The sequence below is a fragment of the Enterobacter sp. WP_7_1 genome, assembly GCF_003688535.1.
Classification (GTDB): Bacteria; Pseudomonadota; Gammaproteobacteria; order Enterobacterales; family Enterobacteriaceae; genus Enterobacter; species Enterobacter asburiae.
Genome location: NZ_REFK01000009.1, coordinates 20,680 through 40,343 on the forward strand (window position 1 = coordinate 20,680; position 19,664 = coordinate 40,343).

A 19,664-nucleotide genomic window follows, 5' to 3' on the forward strand; every position below is an offset into this window, starting at 1 on the left:
ATTAAATGTGGGTATGTTAAGTGGTTGAAATTACAAAATAGAAACGAGAATTTTATGAATGCTGATACCTAATTTCCTTTCAAGTCGTATTTTATGAACATAAATTTTTTTTACATCAATGCTGTCTGTTTTTATAATCTCCTGGAGGCACGCTCCTGATAAAAACCTGTTAAGTAAAGTGAATTCGACGGTATTCAACTTACTTCCTCGTCTGCTATTCACCCGTCTGCCGGAGAAAAGATGGCTAATTTTTTCCTGTAATATAACGTCCTTATCATCTGAATAAATAACTCCCTTTATTTCACTGCGCTGATTGAATAAGTAATTAGCTAGCGCCTCCAGCCTGCGGTCCGTGATAATCACGATATTCATGTTGGTTATCGCCAGACGTTCAATCCATTGCGGATCGGCAAGTGCGCGCAGGTTATACATCGAAAAGTCTACAAAAATAAACCCACGTGACAGGTGATTCTTGTTCCCACGCAATATCTTATTTTCAATTGCAGTCTGCAAAAAATGATTACCAAGCGGCCAAACCGCGAACGAGGCGTTGCCACAGTATTGTGATCGTACTGCGTTATCTGGATATAACTGACAGGACAATTCACAGCTTATACAGCGGACAACCTTTTGCGACGATGTTATCATCCAGTCCACTCCTGTCTTATTTTCATTATCAATATTTCACTGCCGTTCAAATGTGTCAATCTTGAAACATATCTCGTAATCCTGTCTTATTTATCAAAAATAATGGCAGGGAATATAAATTCCTGGTGGACTCTATTCCGTCAGGCCGTCGTCATAGCGAAAGAACATCTGCTGGCAGAAGTAAACCAGGAATATTCATCATTCCTTTAAGATTATTCGACAAAAAAAAGGCGAAAAGCAGATTTACGAAATAGCACTAATAGCTAAAAATTTGTTTCTTAAATCTGCCGTAACGGCAGTCTTTCCTCTGGTTGCGGCTCAATATAATTATTTGGCCTGGTGAAGTGTAATGAAATCTCATTATGTCGTTTTAGATGAGGGAAACCTAAGAAAAGCAGCCTGTAACAGTTTGAAAAATAATACGTTGTTTTTAATCTTAGGTGGGGTGGTATCGCGTCCTAATCCATCTGACCTATAATGTTGTTAAATATACGTATATGTTTTTAGCGTATAAAGTTAAGCATTATTATCGCAGAGGAAAGGAAAATTGTATCTCATTAACAAGTTGGTCGAGTATGATCCAGAAAACAAAACGCTGGTGAATCATATTACCGGGCGCTCGATACAATTGCAGCTTCCTGCCAATCTCTGTTTTCTTTATCTCGTCACCCATCCTGGGGAAATTATTTCGCATAACCAGCTCATGGTGGTGGGATGGGGAGAGCGTAATGACGTCACCACACCGAATACCTTTTACCAGGCCATTTTGACATTACGCAATGCTCTGGCTGAGGTAGGGTTACCGCGCGATACGGTAAAAACGATTTCTCGCCGCGGGCTGATGCTTTCCGAAGCCACTCAGGTTGAAGTATTTACCCCAACCGCTGAGCCCGTGATGATTAATAAAGGTGCGGTATTAGCTGATGGTACGGCGATGCAGATGCCGGTCTGGTTGATAATAACCACTACGCTTTTGCTGATCGCACTTATCAATGGGGTAATATTATATAAGCATCACCAGAACATGCCGTTTAGCCACTTCATTCCACTTTCAACGGGCAGCATGACCAACGCCTGCCAGCTTTTTTACGCACCTAATGAACATATTCAGGATCATTACTTGCGCCTGTTAAAAAACAATCCCGGTCTGTGCGCCGAAAAACGATACGTCTTCCTCATCGGCTATAGTAAAACGGAGCGAATCGCGGCGTTTGTCTGTAATAACGATGCGCGACGTGACGCGGCAGCATTATGTACCACGCATTATTTTTGGGCACATGAGCAATGAAGACACTCCGGAACCGTATTATTTTGCTGACGGCATTTCTGATGGCCGCTCTCACCAGCGGCTGGTTAGCGTATTCGCATTTCTCAAGTTCGCCGATACGCTGTACAGGTGATGTGGAGTGGACGATTGGTAAAAACCGATTTGTGGGTACGGTTTCCTGGCGGATGCAGCATCGGGAGGGGTCTACCGTCATTAACGGTAAATTATTTGGTCAGACGGTTTCTGAAGTTAACCGGACCATCTATTTTCACTACAGCTATCATCAGAACGCGCGCGTATTAAATAACGATCGTATTGTTAAAACCTTCGCCGATGATGCGGATGAGGTTGATATCAACGCCACGCTGCCGGGTTTTTATCGTACGCCGGGAAGAGAGCTGAGCCTGATGATCGATGAGTATCGCGGGGCCTGGCTTTTCGCCGCGTCAAACGTCCCTTCACTTTACTGTCGTAAAAACGCGCCGTAGAAATCGATCGCACACCTTAGACGGCACGCATAGTCAAATCTCTCTATTCCCGCTACAGTTACTTCTCCACGGCGAGCAGGAGATAACCATGCTTTATATCTTTGATTTAGGAAACGTAATCGTCGATATCGATTTTAATCGCGTGCTGGGGGCGTGGAGCGACTTTAGCCGCGTTCCGCTGGCGACGCTGAAGCAGAATTTCGCGATGGGCGAGACCTTCCATCAGCATGAACGCGGCGAGATTAGCGATGAAGAGTTCGCTGAACGTTTCTGTGAGGAGATGGATCTACCCTTAAGCTACGAGCAGTTTTCACACGGCTGGCAGGCAGTATTTGTCGCCATCCGGCCTGAAGCGATCGACATCATGCATAAGCTTCGAGAGCAGGGCCATAGGGTCGTTGTGTTGTCCAATACCAACCGTCTGCACACCACGTTCTGGCCTGAGGAATACCCTGAAGTTAAGGCGGCGGCCGACAAGATCTATCTTTCGCAAGAGATGGGGATGCGTAAGCCTGAAGCGCGAATTTATCAGGCTGTTCTGCAGTCAGAGGGATTCACCGCGGCCGATGCGGTCTTTTTCGACGACAACGCCGATAATATAGAGGGAGCTAACCAGTTGGGTATAACGTCAATTCTGGTGACCGGAAAAGAGACGATACCAAACTACTTCGCGAAGCAGCTATGCTAAAAACCGTTCATCAAAAAGCCACGCATCATACTCGCCCGCTGAGGGCCTGGCTGAAACTGCTCTGGCACCGTATTGATGAGGACAACATGACCACGCTGGCGGGTAACCTCGCCTACGTGTCGTTGCTCTCATTAGTGCCGCTGGTGGCGGTCATCTTTGCCCTGTTTTCCGCCTTTCCGATGTTTGCGGACGTCAGCCTGCAGCTTCGTCATTTTGTCTTCGCTAATTTCATTCCTGCAACCGGGGATGTCATCCAGAACTACATTGAACAGTTTGTTGCCAATTCCAGCAAGATGACGGCAGTGGGGGCGTGCGGTCTTATCGTTACCGCGCTGCTGTTGATGTATGCCATCGATAACGCGCTGAACACGATCTGGCGGAGTAAAAAAGCGCGGCCAAAAGTGTATTCCTTTGCCGTGTACTGGATGATCCTCACGCTGGGGCCGCTGCTGGCCGGGGCGAGCCTGGCGATCAGTTCGTATCTCCTTTCCTTGCGCTGGGCGAGTGATTTAAACGGCGTAATTGATAATGCGCTTCGCATCTTCCCGCTGATCCTGTCGTGGCTCTCGTTCTGGCTGCTCTATAGCGTCGTGCCGACCACGCGCGTGCCTAACCGCGATGCGGTTGTGGGGGCGCTGGTGGCGGCGTTGCTTTTTGAGCTCGGTAAAAAAGGGTTTGCCCTCTACATCACCATGTTTCCGTCCTATCAGCTGATTTACGGCGTGCTGGCGGTGATCCCCATTTTGTTTGTCTGGGTCTACTGGACCTGGTGTATCGTCTTGCTTGGTGCCGAAATAACTGTCACTCTCGGTGTGTACCGCGAACTTAAAAAAGCAGCAGAAGCTGAAAAACAATTAGAAGCAGACCAACCATGATTGCATTGATACAGCGCGTAACCCGTGCCAGCGTCACCGTGGAGGGAGAGGTGACGGGTGAAATTGGCCCAGGACTTTTGGTGTTGTTAGGTGTCGAAAAGGATGACGACGAACAAAAAGCCAACCGCTTGTGTGAGCGCGTGCTGGGCTACCGTATTTTCAGCGATGCGGAAGGCAAGATGAACCTGAACGTCCAGCAGGCGGGCGGCAGCGTGCTGGTGGTTTCCCAGTTTACGCTGGCAGCGGATACCGAGCGCGGCATGCGCCCGAGTTTCTCTAAAGGCGCCGCGCCGGATCGTGCTGAAGCACTTTACGAATACTTTGTTGAGCGTTGTCGCCAGCAGGAAATGAATACGCAAACCGGACGATTCGCTGCAGATATGCAGGTTTCGCTGGTGAACGATGGCCCCGTCACATTCTGGCTTCAGGTATGAGCCAACTGGCGGCGTGGCCGCGGGTAACAAGAGAGAGTACAGCTATGTATCACCTTCGAGTACCGCAAACGGAAGAAGAGTTAGACGCTTATTACCAGTTCCGCTGGGAAATGCTGCGCAAGCCACTGCATCAGCCAAAAGGATCTGAACGCGACGCCTGGGATGCGATGGCTCACCATCAGATGGTGATGGACGAAGAGGGTAACCTCGTCGCCGTCGGGCGCTTGTATATCAACGCCGATAACGAAGCGTCGATTCGCTTTATGGCGGTTCATCCCTCCGTTCAGGACAAAGGTCTGGGAACGCTAATGGCGATGACCCTTGAGTCCGTCGCCCGCCAGGAAGGCGTTAAGCGCGTCACCTGTAGCGCCCGCGAAGATGCCGTAGAATTTTTTGCCAAGCTCGGTTTTGTGAATCAGGGGGAAATCACAACCCCGCAAACCACGCCGATTCGTCATTTTTTGATGATCAAACCCATCGCCACGCTGGATGATATTCTTCATCGCGCCGACTGGTGTGGACAGCTGCAGCAGGCCTGGTATCAGCACATTCCGCTCAGCGAAAAAATGGGCGTGCGCATTCAGCAGTACACCGGACAAAAATTTATTACCACCATGCCGGAAACCGGTAATCAGAACCCGCACCACACCCTGTTTGCCGGAAGTCTGTTTTCCCTCGCGACGCTCACCGGGTGGGGTCTCATCTGGCTGATGCTTCGCGAGCGTCATCTGGGTGGCACGATCATTCTCGCCGATGCCCACATTCGCTATAGCGCACCGATAAGCGGCAAGCCGAGCGCCGTGGCCGATCTGGGGTCACTGGGTGGCGATCTCGACCGCCTGGCACGCGGCCGCAAAGCCCGCGTACAAATGCAGGTTGAACTGTTTGGCGATAAAACACCGGGTGCGGTGTTTGAAGGCACCTACATTGTTCTTCCAGCGAAGCCCTTCGGCGCGTATGAAGAGGGGGGGAACGAGGAGGAGTAATCTCCTGTTCATTCACCTCGGGCGTGCTTAATCCGCCCGGCGATATCCCGCATAACGTCTCGCGCTGACTGGCTGACGCCGCCAAGCTGGAAGAAGCCATGGATTACGCCCAGCCAGCGCTGAGCGGTACACTTCACACCCTGCTCAGTCAGATGCTGATACAACATTTCTCCCTCATCGCATAGCGGATCGTATTCTGCGGTAATGATGTGCACTGGCGGGAGTCCGTAAAAATCATCGCGCCACAGCGGGCTGGCTTCCGGATGCTGGCGGTCAGTCTCTGCGAGATACATTTCATATCCGCTGAGCAGGGTATCGCGGGTGATAATATAATCCGTGCCATTAAGGGCATAGCTTTCAAAACTGGCCGTGGCGTCGAGCATGGGATAGATAAGAATAAGCTGTACAGGTTGCCAAAGCTTTTTAACCTTAAGCCGCAGCGCCGTTACCAGCGCCAGATGTCCTCCTGCGCTGTCTCCACAGAGGGTGAGCCGGTTCTTATCTACGCCTAATTTGTCTGCATACTGCCAGACCAGATCTGCACCTCTTTCAGCATCGTCATGCGCGGCGGGGAAGGTATGCTCCGGCGCTAACCTGTACTGGACCGCGATCACCCGGCAATTGCCGTAGCAGGCCAACTGACGGAGTTGGTTGTCATGGGTTTCAAAGCCGCCGCTGATAAAACATCCGCCGTGATAGTAGATGGCAGCAGGCAATATTTCAGGGGCATTAAGAGGTGCAAATACCCGAATGGTAAGGCCCTCAAGCACTAGCGTCTCCACCTGAACGCGCGTTTCTGTTTTCCCGGCAAGCCCCGTGCTGGCAATGTACCCTGCTCGTCGTACCTCAATGGTCTGTCGACGTGACGAAGGCCGGCCTGCAGCGATAAATCCCTGAACCAGCTGCGCAATACCCTTTTCCAGTGCCATGAAAATTCCCTTTAACTGTATAGATATACAGTTTTATAACCTGGTTTAATTCAAAAGAAAATAAGAAAATTGTCGAGGATTAAAAATCTGGAAAGCGCTTCGCAAATAGCAGGAAAACTATAGCTACGGGCTTTAACCCTTCTGAATGAAAGCGTATGTTGCCTTAAAAATAGACAATGGTGATATACTAAGGTGATATATGAGTCTTTCCGCGGATCTTGATATGGGCAGAATTCTGATCGATTTGTCTGATGACGTAATTCAACGACTGGATAATCTGAAGCAGCTGCGTAACCAACCTCGTGCCGAATTACTGCGTGAAGCAATTGAGCAATATCTCGACCAGCAGAGTTCATCGGTTATCCGCGATGCGCTTGGCCTGTGGGGAAACCAGCAGGAAGATGGGCTTGAGTATGAACGCAAGCTGCGTGAGGAGTGGTAATCATGGAGCACATGGCAGTGTTTGATACCAATATTCTCATCGATCTTTTTAATAATCGTGTTGAGGCGGCGGATGCGATTGATCGCACGGCGTCGCATAGAGCCATTAGCCTGATCACGTGGATGGAAGTCATGGTGGGTGCGCGCAAGCACGGACATGAAGCAAAAACGGCGGCTGTGATGGGGGCTTTTGAGATTATTGATCTTTCTCGGGATATCGCAGAAAGAAGCGTTTTACTTCGCGAGAAACATGGGATGAAACTGCCTGATGCCATTATTCTGGCTACTGCTCAGAGCAGAAGTTGCCCGTTAATCTCACGCAATACGAAAGACTTTTCGGGCATCACCGGGGTCGTTTCACCTTACCAGCTGTAGGCCGGGCAAGCTCGCGCCGCCCGGCACTGTCAGAGGGAATTACTCCCCTTCACCCGGGAACAGGAACGGGTTGATCGAGCTGCGGGCAAAGCCCTCCTGCTCCATCTTCGCGTCCAGAATCAGCGAGGCGAGATCGTCGGCCACCGCTTCGACTTTCGGGTCTTTTTCCTGATACAGAATCTTCAGGTAAGTGCCGCAGTCGCCGCAGCTTTCGGCTTTCACTGCCGCTTCTTCATTTTCCAGCGACCAGTAGTTCAGATCGCGGGTCTGCTCGCAGTTGCTGCATTTGATGCGCACCACGTGCCACTCGGTTTCACACAGGTTGCAGTGCAGGTAGCGCAGCCCCTGAGTCGTGCCGATTTGCACCATGCTCGATACCGGCATAGAGCCGCAGACCGGGCAGAACTGGCGCGCCTCGCCGTATTCGGCGCGGGCTTTACCGGGGATCAGGCTTGCCATTTGCGCCCAGTAGAGCGACAGCGCAGCCCAGATAAACGGCGCTTTATCGCTGCTGACCAGAGCGAAGTCGGAGGCAAACAGCGCGCTCGCCATCTCTTCCAGCTCAAGTTCGGACGCTTTTTCCAGATTCTCAATGACCGCCAGCGCGGTGCCGCTCATCTCCGGCTTCAGCTCGGCAATCAGCGAATGCAGCAGCTTTTGCCAGTGCTTGTCGCGCGGCAGGACGTGAATGTCCAGCGGCGGCTTGCCCTGCGCGTTGGCTTCTTTGATGCGCGCGGTCAGATCCATTTGCAGCGGGTGGTCGTACAGCACCACTTCCTGCGCGTGGGCAACCAGCGCGGCAAAGCGCAGAAAATCACCCAGCGGGTTGTTCTCTGCCAGCTCGCGCAGACGCTCTGCGCGGCGGTTGTAGAGGTTCTTGAGTCTGGGGAATAACAACGGCGGAATATAATCCGCCGTGCGTTTCTCGCTCGACCCCAGCTCATCTTGCGGGATTATGCGAATACTCATTCAGATGACTTTTCCTGTTTCTGGCGGACTTCACGGTACCAGCGCGGGTGATGTTTCTTCGCCCACGTACTGGTTACCCATCCTTCCACCATCGCGGTAATGGTGCCTTTCACCCAGAGGGCGGCGTAGATATGCACCATGATAACCACAATTAACGCCACTGCGGCAAATGAATGCAGCATCAGCGCAAATCGGATCACCGGGATTGAGAAAGCAGGCGCAAAGTACGGACGCCAGATGATCACGCCGCTCACCAGCAACAGGACCAGGAAGATAATCGCCGCCCAGAATACGCATTTCTGGCCGAAGTTATAACGCCCGGTATCACCCACTTCCTCGTTGACGACGATCTTACGAATATTCTTCGCCCAAAAGATATCATCCCGATTGATTAGGTTATGGTGCCAGTAGCGGAAAAACATGATGATAAACGAGGCAAACATCACCACACCCACGAACGGGTGAAGGATGCGCGCCAGCTGTGGCGTACCCAGTACCTGCATCAGCCAGTTGAAGGACGGGAAGAAGAACCCCAGCCCGCTTATCGCCGCCAGCATGAAGCAGAAGGCGGTGACCCAGTGGTTGATGCGTTCCGGCGCGGTGTAGCGCACGATGGTGTCACGTTTTCTCATTTGCGCACCTCGTCTTTCTCTTCATGCAGGTTGTCGTCTTCCTCTTCCGCGCGGTTCGGACCAACGCCGACGTAGTGGAAGATGCTCGCTGCGAAGGTGGCAGCAAAACCGACCGCTGCCAGCGGTTTCCAGATGCCTTTCCAGAACTTCACGGTGGCGCTGATTTCCGGGTTCTCCGGCAGGCCGTGATACAGGTTCGGCTTGTCGGCGTGGTGGAGCACGTACATCACGTGCGTACCGCCAACCCCGGCCGGATCGTACAGGCCCGCATTGTCGTAACCACGAGTTTTCAGCTCGCCCACGCGCTCTGCCGCCAGCGTTTTCATATCCTCTTTGGAGCCAAAGTGGATAGCGCCGGTTGGGCAGGTCTTCACGCACGCTGGCTCCTGGCCGACGGTGACGCGGTCTACGCACAGCGTGCATTTGTAGACGCGATTGTCTTCCGGGTTCAGGCGCGGAACGTCGAACGGGCAGCCCGCGATGCAGTAGCCGCAGCCGATACACTGTTCGGACTGGAAGTCGACGATGCCGTTGGCATACTGAATGATAGCCCCTTCTGACGGACATGCCTTCAGGCAGCCCGGATCCGCACAGTGCATACAGCCGTCTTTGCGGATAAGCCATTCCAGTTTGTCGTTCTGCTCCACTTCCGAGAAACGCATCACCGTCCAGGACTTGGCGGTCAGGTCCGCCGGGTTGTCATACACCCCGACGTTGTGACCGACTTCGTCACGCAGGTCGTTCCACTCTGAACACGCCACCTGACAGGCTTTACAGCCGATACAGGTGGTCACGTCGATAAGCTTCGCCACTTCCTGCTGGTGGTCCCGCGCCTGAGGCGCGGGCGTGAAACCGTTAGTCGCGGAACGACGGATAATGTCTTGAGATTGATAAGCCATAAGTCGTCTCCGTTACACCTTTTCCACGTTCACGAGGAAGGCCTTAAACTCCGGCGTCTGCGTGTTCGCATCGCCGACGAACGGCGTCAGGGTGTTCGCAATGAACCCTTTCTTCGCCACACCCTCATAGCCCCAGTGGATCGGGATACCGATGGTGTCCACCTCCTGACCGTGAACGTTCAGCGTGCGGATACGCTTGGTCACCACCGCCTTGGCTTTAATATAGCCGCGGTTAGAGGAGACCTTCACGGTATCGCCATGGGCGATGCCGAGCTTGCCCGCCAGCTTCTCGCCGATCTCCACAAACTGTTCCGGCTGCGCGATGGCGTTAAGCAGCGCGTGCTTGGTCCAGTAGTGGAAGTGCTCGGTCAGACGGTAGGTGGTGCCCACGTACGGGAACTTGTCCTTTTTACCCAGCGCTTCGAAATCGCCCTTGAAGATACGGGCTGCCGGGTTAGAGACCACGTTCGGGTGCAGCGGGTTGGTACCCAGCGGCGTCTCAAACGGCTCGTAGTGTTCCGGGAACGGACCTTCCGCCATCTTATCGATAGCAAACAGGCGTCCCATCCCTTCAGGCTGCATGATAAACGGCCCAACGTCGCTGCCCGGTGCGGCAGTGCTGTAGTCCGGAATATCCACGCCGCCCCATTTCGCGCCGTCCCACTTCAGAAGCTGACGCTTCGGATCCCACGGGTTGCCCTGCGGGTCAGCGGATGCGCGGTTATAGAGAATGCGGCGGTTAAGCGGCCATGCCCATGCCCAGCCCAGCGTATTGCCAAGGCCCGACGGGTCTGCGTTGTCGCGGTTGGCCATCTGGTTGCCTTTTGGCGTCCAGCTACCGGCAAAGATCCAGCAGCCGCTTGACGTGGTGCCGTCATCGCGCAGGTGCGCGAAGGTGCTGAGCTGATCGCCTTTCTTCGCCAGCACGGTACCGGTGGCCGGGTCGATAACGTCCGCCAGCGCCTTGCCGTTGCTCTCCATCGCCACTTCTTCCGGTGCAGGGTTTTCCGGCGTCGAGTAGTTCCAGGTCATGTTCAGCACCGGTTCCGGGTTCGCGCCGCCTTCTTCCGCATACATCTTACGCAGGCGTAAGAAGATACCGGCCAGGATCTCGCCGTCGTTCATGGCGATGCCCGGGGCGTCCGCGCCTTTCCAGTGCCACTGCAGCCAGCGTCCGGAGTTAACGATAGAACCGTTCTCTTCCGCGAAGCAGGTAGACGGCAGACGGAACACTTCGGTCTGAATCTTCGATGGATCGACGTCGTTCGATTCACCGTGGTTCTGCCAGAAGGTTGAGGTCTCGGTATTGAGCGGGTCAATCGTCACCAGGAACTTCAGCTTCGACAGGGACTCAACAACCTTGTTCTTGTTCGGGAACGAGGCAACCGGGTTAAAGCCCTGGCACAGATAGCCGTTCACTTTGCCCTGGTGCATCATCTCGAAATACTGCAGAACGTCGTAGCCTTTGTCCCACTTCGGCAGCCAGTCAAAGCCCCAGCTGTTTTCAGCCGTCGCTTTGTCGCCGAAGAAGGCTTTCATCATCGAGACGAAGAACTTCGGATAGTTGCCCCAGTAGTTTACCTGGCCTTCGAGCAGCGGTTTAGGCGTGCTGGCCGTCAGGTAGGTTTGCAGATCGGTCTGTTTCTCGTTTGGCAGGTTCATGTAACCCGGCAGGCTTTGAGACAGCAGGCCGAGGTCGGTCAGACCCTGAATGTTGGAGTGACCGCGCAGGGCGTTCACGCCGCCGCCTGCCATCCCCATGTTGCCGAGCAGGAGCTGAACCATCGCCATGGTACGGATGTTCTGCGCACCGATGGAGTGCTGCGTCCAGCCGAGGGCGTACAGGAACGACGCGGTTTTGTCTTTCGCGCTGGTCTCGGCGATAAGCTCGCACACCTTCAGGAAGTCGGCCTTCGGCGTACCGCAGATGTTTTCGACAACCTCCGGCGTGTAGCGGGAAACGTGCTCTTTCAGCAGGTTCCACACGCAGCGCGGATGTTGCAGGGTGGTATCGCGCTTCGCAAAGCCTTTTTCATCCAGCTCGTAGTTCCAGCTGGTTTTGTCGTATTTGCGTTTTTCGGCGTCGTAACCGCTGAACAGGCCATCTTCGAAGTGGTAATCCTCACGCACGATCAGGCTGGCGTTGGTATAGGCTTCGGTGTATTCGCGGTTATATTTTTCGTTGGTCATCAGGTACAGCAATACGCCTGACAGGAAAGTGATGTCAGTACCTGAACGAATAGGGGTGTAGAAATCCGCCACTGACGCAGTTCGCGTAAAGCGGGGATCGATCACAATCAGTTTCGCACCGTTGTGGATTTTGGCTTCCATCGCCCAGCGGAACCCGACAGGGTGCGCTTCAGCGGCGTTACCGCCCATCACCACAATGAGGTTGGCGTTCTTGATGTCGACCCAGTGGTTGGTCATCGCACCGCGACCAAATGTTGGAGCAAGACTTGCTACCGTTGGTCCGTGTCAGACACGCGCCTGGTTGTCGACCGCGAGCATACCGAGTGCGCGCGTAAATTTCTGGGTTAAATAACCGGTTTCGTTGCTGGAAGCAGAGGCACACAGCATCCCGGTGGAGAGCCAGCGGTTGACCGTGACGCCGTCGGCGTTTTTCTCAACAAAGTTGGCATCGCGGTCTTCTTTAATATGTTTTGCGATGCGGTCGAACGCTTCTTCCCAGCTGATTTGCTGCCATTTATCGGAGCCAGGCGCGCGATATTCAGGGAATTTGAGGCGGCTTTCGGAGTGGATAAAGTCCACCAGACCGGCCCCTTTCGGGCACAATGCGCCGCGGTTGACCGGATGATCCGGGTCGCCTTCGATATGGAAAATAGACGCTTTGGCGTTTTTAGCACCGTCGCCGAGGCTATACATCAACAGCCCGCAACCGACAGAGCAGTACGTACAGGTATTACGGGTTTCACGGGTGCGCAGCAGTTTATACTGCCGCGTTTCCGCCAGCGCTACGCCGGGCGCAAAGCCCAGTGCCGCTGCCGTGGTGCCTGCCATACCGCCAGCGCAGATCTTAAAGAACTGCCTTCTGCTGACCTGCATGGGTCACTCCTTGTTTCGACATTGCTTACATATGTAGTTTTAACTTCGCGGTTGAGAATTGACCGCAAAGGAGAAAAATTTGCGTTAATCCCTCAATTCCACGAGGGATATCATCAGAATACCACAATGTCGGTACAGCTGTTCTAATGGCGTTAATACAAAGTGAACGTATTATCACCCTGTTGACTATAAAGTGTGATATTAATCACATTATTAACCCCGCATGTTAAAGGGGTGTAGCACGCGTTTTGTTGTACCTCTCACAAGTGAGTAGGTAAACTTGATGCTGAAAAGTTGATCCATACTATGCGTAAGCCCTGTTGTTTGTGATGCAATAGCAGGCTCACCTCCGTGGTTGTTCAGGAATACCGCTGTGTCTAAACAAAACCGTGCTCCCCACTCGTCACCACTGCCTGCGGGTATAGTGGAACTGTCGGTACACAGACCGCCCCACATTACCCATGCCACGCCGGATTTTCTGGCGGAAGAGGTGCCCGTTGCGCTCGTTTACAACGGCATCTCGCACGTGGTGATGATGGCTTCGCCGAAAGATCTCGAACTGTTCGCCATCGGTTTTTCCCTCTCGGAAGGCATCATTGACCATCCGCAGGAGATCTACGGCATGGACGTGGTGCAGGCTTGCAACGGCCTTGAAGTGCAAATCGAACTCTCCAGCCGCCGCTTTATGGGGCTGAAAGAGCGCCGCCGTGCGCTGGCCGGGCGTACCGGCTGCGGTGTCTGTGGCGTTGAGCAACTCAATGATATTGGCAAACCCGTTGCGCCACTGCCGTTTACTCAGACCTTTGATCTGGCTCGCCTCGACCATGCGCTCGAGCACCTGAACGATGTACAGCCCATCGGCCAGCTGAGCGGCTGCACGCACGCGGCGGCATGGGTGTTGCCGTCGGGGGATATTGCCGGGGGGCATGAGGACGTTGGCCGCCACGTGGCCCTGGATAAGCTGCTCGGTCGCCGTGCGCGTGAAAGTGACGTCTGGAAGCAGGGGGCGGCACTCGTTTCCAGCCGCGCTAGCTATGAGATGGTGCAAAAATCGGCGATGTGCGGTGTGGAAATTCTGTTTGCGGTATCGGCGGCGACCACGCTGGCGGTGGAGGTGGCGGAGCGCTGCAACCTGACGCTGGTGGGCTTCTGCAAGCCGGGAAGGGCGACGATTTATACCCATCCGCAGCGGTTAATAGTTAATCAATAATTTTGAATGATAATAGCAAATCCTTCCGCTTTTAGTTGTTCATGATGAGGTCTAGTATATATCTCATCAAGGCACGGTGCCTTACCTAAACAACTTAATGAAAGGGTTTATATTATGAAAAGCATCAAAACTTTTGTCGCTGTAATCGCTCTGGCTACTTCTTTCGGTTCTTTCGCTGCACAGACCGTGACCGCAACCGCCTCTACCATTGATGGCGCAGAAGCTAAAATCGCGGCTCAGGCTCAGGATGCTGGCGCATCATCTTACAAAATTACCCAGGCGTTCTCAGGTAACCGCGTACACATGACTGCTGAACTGACTAAATAAGCTGTCACACCGTCGAAAGAGCGCCCCCGGGGCGCTTTTTTAGTTTATGCCCGCCACGCGCAGCAGCGCGGTTACGACTGCCGCCGCCACGATCACCACAATTAACGGCATCTTCCGCCAGGCCAGAAATACCGCAAACGCCACGCCCAGCACGCGCGCCATGCCTGCAAAGTGGTCACCTTCATAAAACGTGGTCGCCAGCGCCACGGAAAACAGCAATACCGTTGCCGCATCTGACAGCAGCGCCTGTGAACGCTCTGACAATGCCAGCCTGCTGCCCAGTTTCGCTCCGCCAAGACGCATCAGATACGTTCCCGCAGACAAAATGGCGATGCCGAGAATAAAAAACGTCATATTTCCCATTATTTTTTCCTCGCAGCGAGACCCAGTAAAGAGAGCAGCACCGGTAATCCCACCGGAGCAAACGGCACGGCGGCCAGCGACACAACGGCGCCGCTGCAGGCGCGGATCAGCGTGGTACGGTTTTTAAACGCGGGAACCACCAGCGCCAGCAATATGGCCGGGAATACCGCATCCAGCCCGATGGTTTCCGGGTCCGGCAGCAGCTTGCCGACCATGGCGCCCAGCAGGGCCCCCAGCGGCCAGACAATCGCCACGCCTAAACCACATAGCCAGTACGCCGCTTTGCGCTGTTCGGGCGTTTTTTGCGACAGGCCAAAGACCACGCTTTCGTCGTTCATGATGTGGCAGCCCAACAGGCTCAGGCCACGCTTGCCCACCAGTTCACGGACCGTCACGCCAAACGGCACGTGCCGCGCGTTGACCAGCAACCCCGCGGCCGCGGCCGCCAGCGGGTTACCGCCGCTTGCCACAATGCCAATAAACATAAACTCTGACGCGCCCGCGAGTACGGTGATGGAGAGTACAAACGGTACCCAGACCGGGAAACCGTAGGCCATCGCCAGGGAGCCGTATGACATCCCGACCACGCCGACCGCGAGGCAGACCAGGATGATTGCTTTTATGGTGTCGCCTTTCAGGCAAGAGAGATGATGCTTCATACATTTTTAGCCATATCGAACGTGTATCCATTATAATGAACGCAACAGAAGTGTTTTTCAAGATGAACGATTCGTTCGGTTTATAGAACAAAGAGGCCGTTATATGACGCAGCCAATCAGCCTGATCGCTAAAAGTCTGGTGCGGGAACGCCTGCGAACCGGGCTTTCACTGGCGGAAATCGCTCGCCGTGCCGGGATCGCTAAATCCACGCTTTCTCAGCTTGAGTCCGGTAACGGTAACCCTAGCCTGGAAACGCTGTGGTCGCTTTGCGTGGCGCTGGATATACCTTTCGCCCGCCTGCTTGAACCACAGCAGCCTACCACTCAGGTGATCCGTCGTGGTGAAGGTACGAAGGTCGTTGCCGGGCAGGCCAACTACGAGGCGATACTGCTGGCGGCATGTCCGCCTGGCGCACGACGCGACGTATACCTCCTGCTTACCCAGCCGGGCGCAGACCGCATTTCCCAGCCGCATCCGCCGGGGTCCGTTGAACATATTATTGTGACGCAGGGGCGTGCGTTAGTGGGCCTGATCGACGCGGCCGAAGAACTCGGCCCGGGAGATTACATCTGTTATCCCGCCGATCTACCGCATATCTTTAAGGCGCTGAAGCCGGATACGCACGCGCTGCTGGTGGCGGAACAAAACTAACCCGACAATGCTGCCATCATCGCGGCAGCATCTTCCGTTAACCTCCTGAGTGAATTACCCATTTCGGCTTTTGTCAGAATGCGAATAACCTTATAAAAACTACGGCATTGATAATCATTTTCAATATCATTTAATTAACTATAATGAACCAACTGCTTACGCGGCATTAACAGCTGTGCCGCCCGACAATAATGGAGAGGATTATGAGTTATACACTGCCATCCCTGCCGTATGCCTACGACGCACTGGAACCGCATTTCGACAAGCAGACGATGGAAATCCATCACACTAAACACCACCAGACCTATGTGAACAACGCGAACGCCGCGCTGGAAAGCCTGCCAGAGTTCGCTAACCTGTCTGCTGAAGAGCTGATCACCAGGCTGGACCAGCTGCCAGCGGACAAGAAAACCGTTCTGCGTAACAACGCTGGCGGCCACGCTAACCACAGCCTGTTCTGGAAAGGCCTGAAGACCGGTACCACCCTTCAGGGCGACCTGAAAGCGGCTATCGAGCGCGACTTCGGTTCCGTTGACAACTTCAAAGCGGAATTCGAAAAAGCCGCTGCAACCCGTTTCGGCTCTGGCTGGGCGTGGCTGGTTCTGAAAGGCGACAAGCTGGCGGTGGTTTCTACTGCTAACCAGGACTCCCCGCTGATGGGTGAAGCAATTTCTGGCGCATCCGGCTTCCCAATCCTGGGTCTGGACGTTTGGGAACACGCTTACTACCTGAAATTCCAGAACCGTCGTCCGGACTACATCAAAGCCTTCTGGGACGTGGTGAACTGGGACGAAGCAGCAGCACGTTTCGCCGCTAAAAAATAAGGTTGCATAGACGCCTGTGAGAAGCGAGTCTTATGACTCGCTTTTTTTGTATCTGCGTAATGGAGGCAGCAATGCATTACCCGGTGAACGTGTTTACAGGCAAGGTAAGGGAGTACGACGGCAGCCGCCCGAGTGCCATCGCCAAAATTCAGGTCGACGGTGAGTTGACGTTAACCGACCTCGGGCTTGCGGGTGACGAGCAGGCCGAAAAGAAAATCCACGGCGGGCCCGATCGCGCGCTGTGCCACTACCCGCGTGAACACTATCAGCACTGGAAAACCGAGTTTCCCGAGCAGGCGGACCTCTTTGTTGCCCCCGCGTTTGGCGAGAATCTCTCCACCGAAGGGCTCACCGAAAAGAACGTGTTTATTGGTGATATCTACCGCTGGGGCGATGCTCTGATTCAGGTGACGCAGCCACGCTCGCCGTGCTTCAAGCTCAACTACCATTTCGGCATTCAGGATATGTCTGCCCAGCTGCAAAAAGCGGGTAAAACCGGCTGGCTGTATCGCGTGGTGCTGGCGGGACAGGTTTCAGCGGACGCGCCGCTTGAACTGGCGTCGCGCCTGAGCGATGTGTCTGTTTATGACGCCTGCGCCATTGCCTGGCATATGCCGTTTGATGACGAGCAGTATCACCATCTGCTGTCGGCGGCGGGGTTATCGACCAGCTGGACAAGAACGATGCAGAAGCGGCGTTTAAGCAGCAGGATCGAGGATAATTCGCGGAGATTGTGGGGGAAGTAGTCCTCCGCAGAAAGTAGGCCGGGTAAGGCGAAGCCGCCACCCGGCACTAACAGCTACGAACGCTTATACAACGGTAGCCAGAGCGTTAACCGTAGTCCACCCAGCGGGCTGTCGTCGGCTTTCACCCAGCCACGGTGCTGCTGCATGGCGGTTTCAACAATCGCCAGACCCAGTCCCGTACCGCCCGATTCCCGGTCGCGCGCCTCATCGGTACGATAGAACGGACGGAAAATCTGCTCGCGGTCTTCCGGGCTCACGCCTGGGCCGTCATCATCGACAATGACGGTGATCCCGTCTTTATCCACCGAGAACGCCACCTCAATCTTCGTATGCGAGTAGCGAAGGGCGTTACGCACGATGTTCTCCAGCGCGCTTTCCAGCGTGTTGGGGTTACCGTACAGCGGCCACGGGCCCGGCGGGAAGTTGACGGTGAAGGATTTACCCATCTGTTCCGCTTCGAACGCCGCGTTGTCCAGCACCTCGTGCCACAGGTGATTGGCTTTCACCGTTTCGCTTACCAGCGCGTTTTTCTGCTGATTGCGCGACATGACCAGCAGGTCGTTGATCATGCTGTCCAGGCGGTGCGCTTCCGTTTCAATACGCTCCAGCTCTTTGCTCTCACCGCTGCGGCGGCGCAGCAGCGCGGTGCCAAGCTGCAAGCGCGTAAGCGGGGTACGCAGCTCGTGCGAGATATCCGACAACAGACGTTGCTGTGCGGTCATCATGCGGTCGAGCGCGCTCACCATCTGGTTAAAACTGGTTCCGGCGGCAAGGAACTCCTGCGGACCTGCTTCCAGTTCAGGGTGCTGTCGCAGGTTACCCTGCGCCACTTCATCGGCGGCATTTTTCAGCTTGCGCGCCGGTTTTGCCAGGCTCCACGCCAGCCATAACAGCAGCGGCGAGCTGACCAGCATGGTGACAATCAGCAGCAGGAGAGGGCGGTCAAACAGCAGGTTGATAAAATCAGACTGGGAGTTGCTCGCCGGACGGATCAGGTAGAGCTGATAATTATCCTCTCCGTCCCTGACGGAGAAAGGCCCCACCATTTCTACGCGGCCATATTTCTTCTTCTGGGGATGATCGGCGTTATCCGCCTGGCCAATGAAGTTGCGGATAATCTGCATTTCATTGCGATCGGCCCCAATCACGCGGCCTTCGCTGGTCACTAGCAGCAGGCGTTGTCCGGGCGGCGCCCACTTGTCGATAGCGCGAAACAGCCTGCGCCACCACATTAAATCGTTCGGCGGATCGTTTGCCAGCTCGGCTTCCACGTGCTGCTCGATCATCACGCCCTGACGTTGCTCGCTGTCGAGAAGCTCCGTCATCTGGCGTGAGTCGAGTTTTGGCAACATCAGTACGAGCATTAAAACCAGTGCCAGCGTCAGCCAGAAGATGGCGAAGATGCGGGCGGTTAAGCTTCCTATCATGAAGCAGAAACCATCAGATAACCGCGACCACGCAGGGTTTTAAACCATGGGTGACCGTCTTTACGCTCCGGCAGCTTACGGCGCAGGTTAGAGATGTGCATGTCGATGGCGCGGTCAAACGGGGTGAGGCGTTTGCCCAGCACTTCCTGGCTTAGATGTTCACGCGAAACCACCTGGCCGAGGTGCTGCGCCAGCAGATACAGCAGGGTGAACTCCGTGCCGGTCAGTTCCAGCGTCTGGCCATCAAAGCTTGCTTCCTGACGGCCCGGGTTCAGGCTCAGGGAGTCGACTTCAAGGGTGGGTGAGCTGTTGTCGGTATTTTGCTGCTGCTCGCTCCAGTGGGAACGACGCAGGATAGCGCGAATACGGGCAACCAGTTCACGGTCGTTAAACGGCTTGGGTAAATAGTCATCCGCGCCCAGCTCAAGGCCGAGTACGCGGTCAAGTTCGCTGCCGCGCGCGGTCAGCATGATTACGGGAGTCTGGTGTGTCTGGCGAAGCTCTTTCAACGTATCAATACCGTTTTTCTTCGGCATCATCACGTCGAGCAAAAGTAAATCGATGCTGTCGTCAAGGAGACTCAGCGCCTGCTCGCCATCATGGGCAACCAGGACGTTGAAACCTTCCATGTCGAGCAACTCCTTTAAAAGGGATGTGAGCTCTCGGTCATCATCAACTAACAGGATTTTATTCATTGTTTAAATACCTCCGAGGCAGAAATTACGACATCAAGGCTGTCTAATCCATGACTTTACGTTGTTT

General features: G+C 54.3%; 23 protein-coding genes. 13 read left to right on the forward strand and 10 right to left on the reverse strand.

Annotation, left to right across the window (positions count from 1 at the left end; translation table 11 throughout):
• Window positions 1-30 precede the first annotated feature (30 nt).
• Window positions 31-648, reverse strand: a complete 618-nt coding sequence (locus BJ885_RS22350; protein ID WP_121932835.1) for a helix-turn-helix transcriptional regulator — start codon at window positions 646-648, stop codon at window positions 31-33.
• Between the two features lie 547 nt (window positions 649-1,195).
• Between BJ885_RS22350 and BJ885_RS22355 the strand changes: the two genes are divergently transcribed.
• From BJ885_RS22355 to fabY, 6 genes are all read left to right on the forward strand, one after another.
• Window positions 1,196-1,936 (forward strand): winged helix-turn-helix domain-containing protein, encoded by a 741-nt coding sequence (locus tag BJ885_RS22355; RefSeq protein WP_121932834.1) that lies wholly within the window; start codon window positions 1,196-1,198, stop codon window positions 1,934-1,936.
• Window positions 1,933-2,403, forward strand: coding sequence for a hypothetical protein (locus tag BJ885_RS22360; RefSeq protein WP_121932833.1), 471 nt, complete (start codon window positions 1,933-1,935; stop codon window positions 2,401-2,403). Before BJ885_RS22355 ends, BJ885_RS22360 begins: the two co-directional genes overlap by 4 nt.
• An 88-nt stretch (window positions 2,404-2,491) precedes the next feature.
• Window positions 2,492-3,091: a glucose-1-phosphatase gene (gene yihX / locus BJ885_RS22365; protein ID WP_121932832.1), complete on the forward strand. Its 600-nt coding sequence runs from the start codon at window positions 2,492-2,494 to the stop codon at window positions 3,089-3,091.
• The gene (locus BJ885_RS22370) at window positions 3,085-3,966 is read left to right on the forward strand and encodes a virulence factor BrkB family protein (protein WP_033146965.1); all 882 of its coding nucleotides are present in this window, start codon (window positions 3,085-3,087) and stop codon (window positions 3,964-3,966) included. The genes yihX and BJ885_RS22370 overlap by 7 nt, the downstream gene beginning before the upstream one ends.
• The gene (gene dtd / locus BJ885_RS22375) at window positions 3,963-4,400 is read left to right on the forward strand and encodes a D-aminoacyl-tRNA deacylase (RefSeq protein WP_008501836.1); all 438 of its coding nucleotides are present in this window, start codon (window positions 3,963-3,965) and stop codon (window positions 4,398-4,400) included. The genes BJ885_RS22370 and dtd overlap by 4 nt, the downstream gene beginning before the upstream one ends.
• A gap of 44 nt (window positions 4,401-4,444) precedes the next feature.
• Window positions 4,445-5,386, forward strand: a complete 942-nt coding sequence (fabY, locus tag BJ885_RS22380; RefSeq protein ID WP_023309755.1) for a fatty acid biosynthesis protein FabY — start codon at window positions 4,445-4,447, stop codon at window positions 5,384-5,386.
• Window positions 5,387-5,394: 8 nt separating this feature from the next.
• Here fabY and BJ885_RS22385 read toward each other — a convergent pair whose 3' ends face one another.
• Window positions 5,395-6,315 carry an alpha/beta hydrolase gene (locus BJ885_RS22385; protein ID WP_121932831.1) on the reverse strand — a complete coding sequence of 307 codons (921 nt, stop codon included), beginning with the start codon at window positions 6,313-6,315 and terminating at the stop codon, window positions 5,395-5,397.
• Window positions 6,316-6,514: 199 nt separating this feature from the next.
• Here BJ885_RS22385 and BJ885_RS22390 point away from each other — a divergent pair, with 199 nt between their 5' ends.
• Both BJ885_RS22390 and BJ885_RS22395 read left to right on the forward strand, forming a co-directional pair.
• Entirely contained in the window at window positions 6,515-6,757 is a 243-nt protein-coding gene (locus BJ885_RS22390) for a CopG family transcriptional regulator (RefSeq protein WP_029741590.1), read from the forward strand.
• A 2-nt stretch (window positions 6,758-6,759) separates the two neighbouring features.
• On the forward strand, window positions 6,760-7,131 hold the full coding sequence (locus tag BJ885_RS22395; RefSeq protein ID WP_029741589.1) for a type II toxin-antitoxin system VapC family toxin: 372 nt from the start codon (window positions 6,760-6,762) through the stop codon (window positions 7,129-7,131).
• Between the two features lie 39 nt (window positions 7,132-7,170).
• On the opposite strand, the gene fdhE is transcribed toward BJ885_RS22395, so the two are convergent.
• Genes fdhE through fdnG form a run of 4 tightly spaced genes read right to left on the reverse strand, consistent with a single transcriptional unit; the run spans window position 7,171 to window position 12,694 of the window.
• Window positions 7,171-8,100: a formate dehydrogenase accessory protein FdhE gene (gene fdhE, locus BJ885_RS22400; RefSeq protein ID WP_029741588.1), complete on the reverse strand. Its 930-nt coding sequence runs from the start codon at window positions 8,098-8,100 to the stop codon at window positions 7,171-7,173.
• A complete protein-coding gene (fdoI, locus tag BJ885_RS22405) occupies window positions 8,097-8,732 on the reverse strand; it encodes a formate dehydrogenase cytochrome b556 subunit (RefSeq protein ID WP_010436852.1) in 636 nt (211 codons plus the stop codon). The genes fdhE and fdoI overlap by 4 nt, the downstream gene beginning before the upstream one ends.
• Window positions 8,729-9,631: a formate dehydrogenase subunit beta gene (gene fdxH, locus BJ885_RS22410; protein ID WP_008501831.1), complete on the reverse strand. Its 903-nt coding sequence runs from the start codon at window positions 9,629-9,631 to the stop codon at window positions 8,729-8,731. The genes fdoI and fdxH overlap by 4 nt, the downstream gene beginning before the upstream one ends.
• 12 nt (window positions 9,632-9,643) lie before the next feature.
• Entirely contained in the window at window positions 9,644-12,694 is a 3,051-nt protein-coding gene (gene fdnG, locus BJ885_RS22415; protein ID WP_121933155.1) for a formate dehydrogenase-N subunit alpha, read from the reverse strand.
• Between the two features lie 373 nt (window positions 12,695-13,067).
• On the opposite strand from fdnG, the gene fdhD reads away from it, so the two are divergent.
• Together fdhD and BJ885_RS22425 are read left to right on the forward strand one after the other, a co-directional pair.
• Window positions 13,068-13,904: a formate dehydrogenase accessory sulfurtransferase FdhD gene (gene fdhD, locus BJ885_RS22420; RefSeq protein ID WP_029741586.1), complete on the forward strand. Its 837-nt coding sequence runs from the start codon at window positions 13,068-13,070 to the stop codon at window positions 13,902-13,904.
• A gap of 114 nt (window positions 13,905-14,018) precedes the next feature.
• Window positions 14,019-14,231, forward strand: coding sequence for a DUF1471 domain-containing protein (locus BJ885_RS22425; protein ID WP_033146958.1), 213 nt, complete (start codon window positions 14,019-14,021; stop codon window positions 14,229-14,231).
• A gap of 39 nt (window positions 14,232-14,270) precedes the next feature.
• Here BJ885_RS22425 and BJ885_RS22430 read toward each other — a convergent pair whose 3' ends face one another.
• The gene (locus BJ885_RS22430; protein WP_033146957.1) at window positions 14,271-14,594 is read right to left on the reverse strand and encodes an AzlD domain-containing protein; all 324 of its coding nucleotides are present in this window, start codon (window positions 14,592-14,594) and stop codon (window positions 14,271-14,273) included.
• The gene (locus BJ885_RS22435; protein ID WP_047646952.1) at window positions 14,594-15,253 is read right to left on the reverse strand and encodes an AzlC family ABC transporter permease; all 660 of its coding nucleotides are present in this window, start codon (window positions 15,251-15,253) and stop codon (window positions 14,594-14,596) included. Before BJ885_RS22435 ends, BJ885_RS22430 begins: the two co-directional genes overlap by 1 nt.
• A 103-nt stretch (window positions 15,254-15,356) precedes the next feature.
• Here BJ885_RS22435 and BJ885_RS22440 point away from each other — a divergent pair, with 103 nt between their 5' ends.
• The 3 genes from BJ885_RS22440 (at window position 15,357) to yiiM (ending at window position 17,475) form a co-directional block, all read left to right on the forward strand.
• Entirely contained in the window at window positions 15,357-15,905 is a 549-nt protein-coding gene (locus BJ885_RS22440; protein ID WP_121932830.1) for a helix-turn-helix domain-containing protein, read from the forward strand.
• 203 nt (window positions 15,906-16,108) lie between these two features.
• Window positions 16,109-16,729, forward strand: a complete 621-nt coding sequence (gene sodA / locus BJ885_RS22445; RefSeq protein ID WP_121932829.1) for a superoxide dismutase [Mn] — start codon at window positions 16,109-16,111, stop codon at window positions 16,727-16,729.
• Window positions 16,730-16,800: 71 nt separating this feature from the next.
• A complete protein-coding gene (yiiM, locus tag BJ885_RS22450; RefSeq protein WP_121932828.1) occupies window positions 16,801-17,475 on the forward strand; it encodes a 6-hydroxyaminopurine reductase in 675 nt (224 codons plus the stop codon).
• Window positions 17,476-17,528: 53 nt separating this feature from the next.
• Here yiiM and cpxA read toward each other — a convergent pair whose 3' ends face one another.
• Both cpxA and cpxR read right to left on the reverse strand, forming a co-directional pair.
• Complete coding sequence (cpxA, locus tag BJ885_RS22455; protein WP_023309731.1) at window positions 17,529-18,902, reverse strand: envelope stress sensor histidine kinase CpxA; 1,374 nt, start codon at window positions 18,900-18,902, stop codon at window positions 17,529-17,531.
• Window positions 18,899-19,597, reverse strand: a complete 699-nt coding sequence (cpxR, locus tag BJ885_RS22460) for an envelope stress response regulator transcription factor CpxR (protein ID WP_006179159.1) — start codon at window positions 19,595-19,597, stop codon at window positions 18,899-18,901. The genes cpxA and cpxR overlap by 4 nt, the downstream gene beginning before the upstream one ends.
• Between the last annotated feature and the right edge of the window lie 67 nt (window positions 19,598-19,664).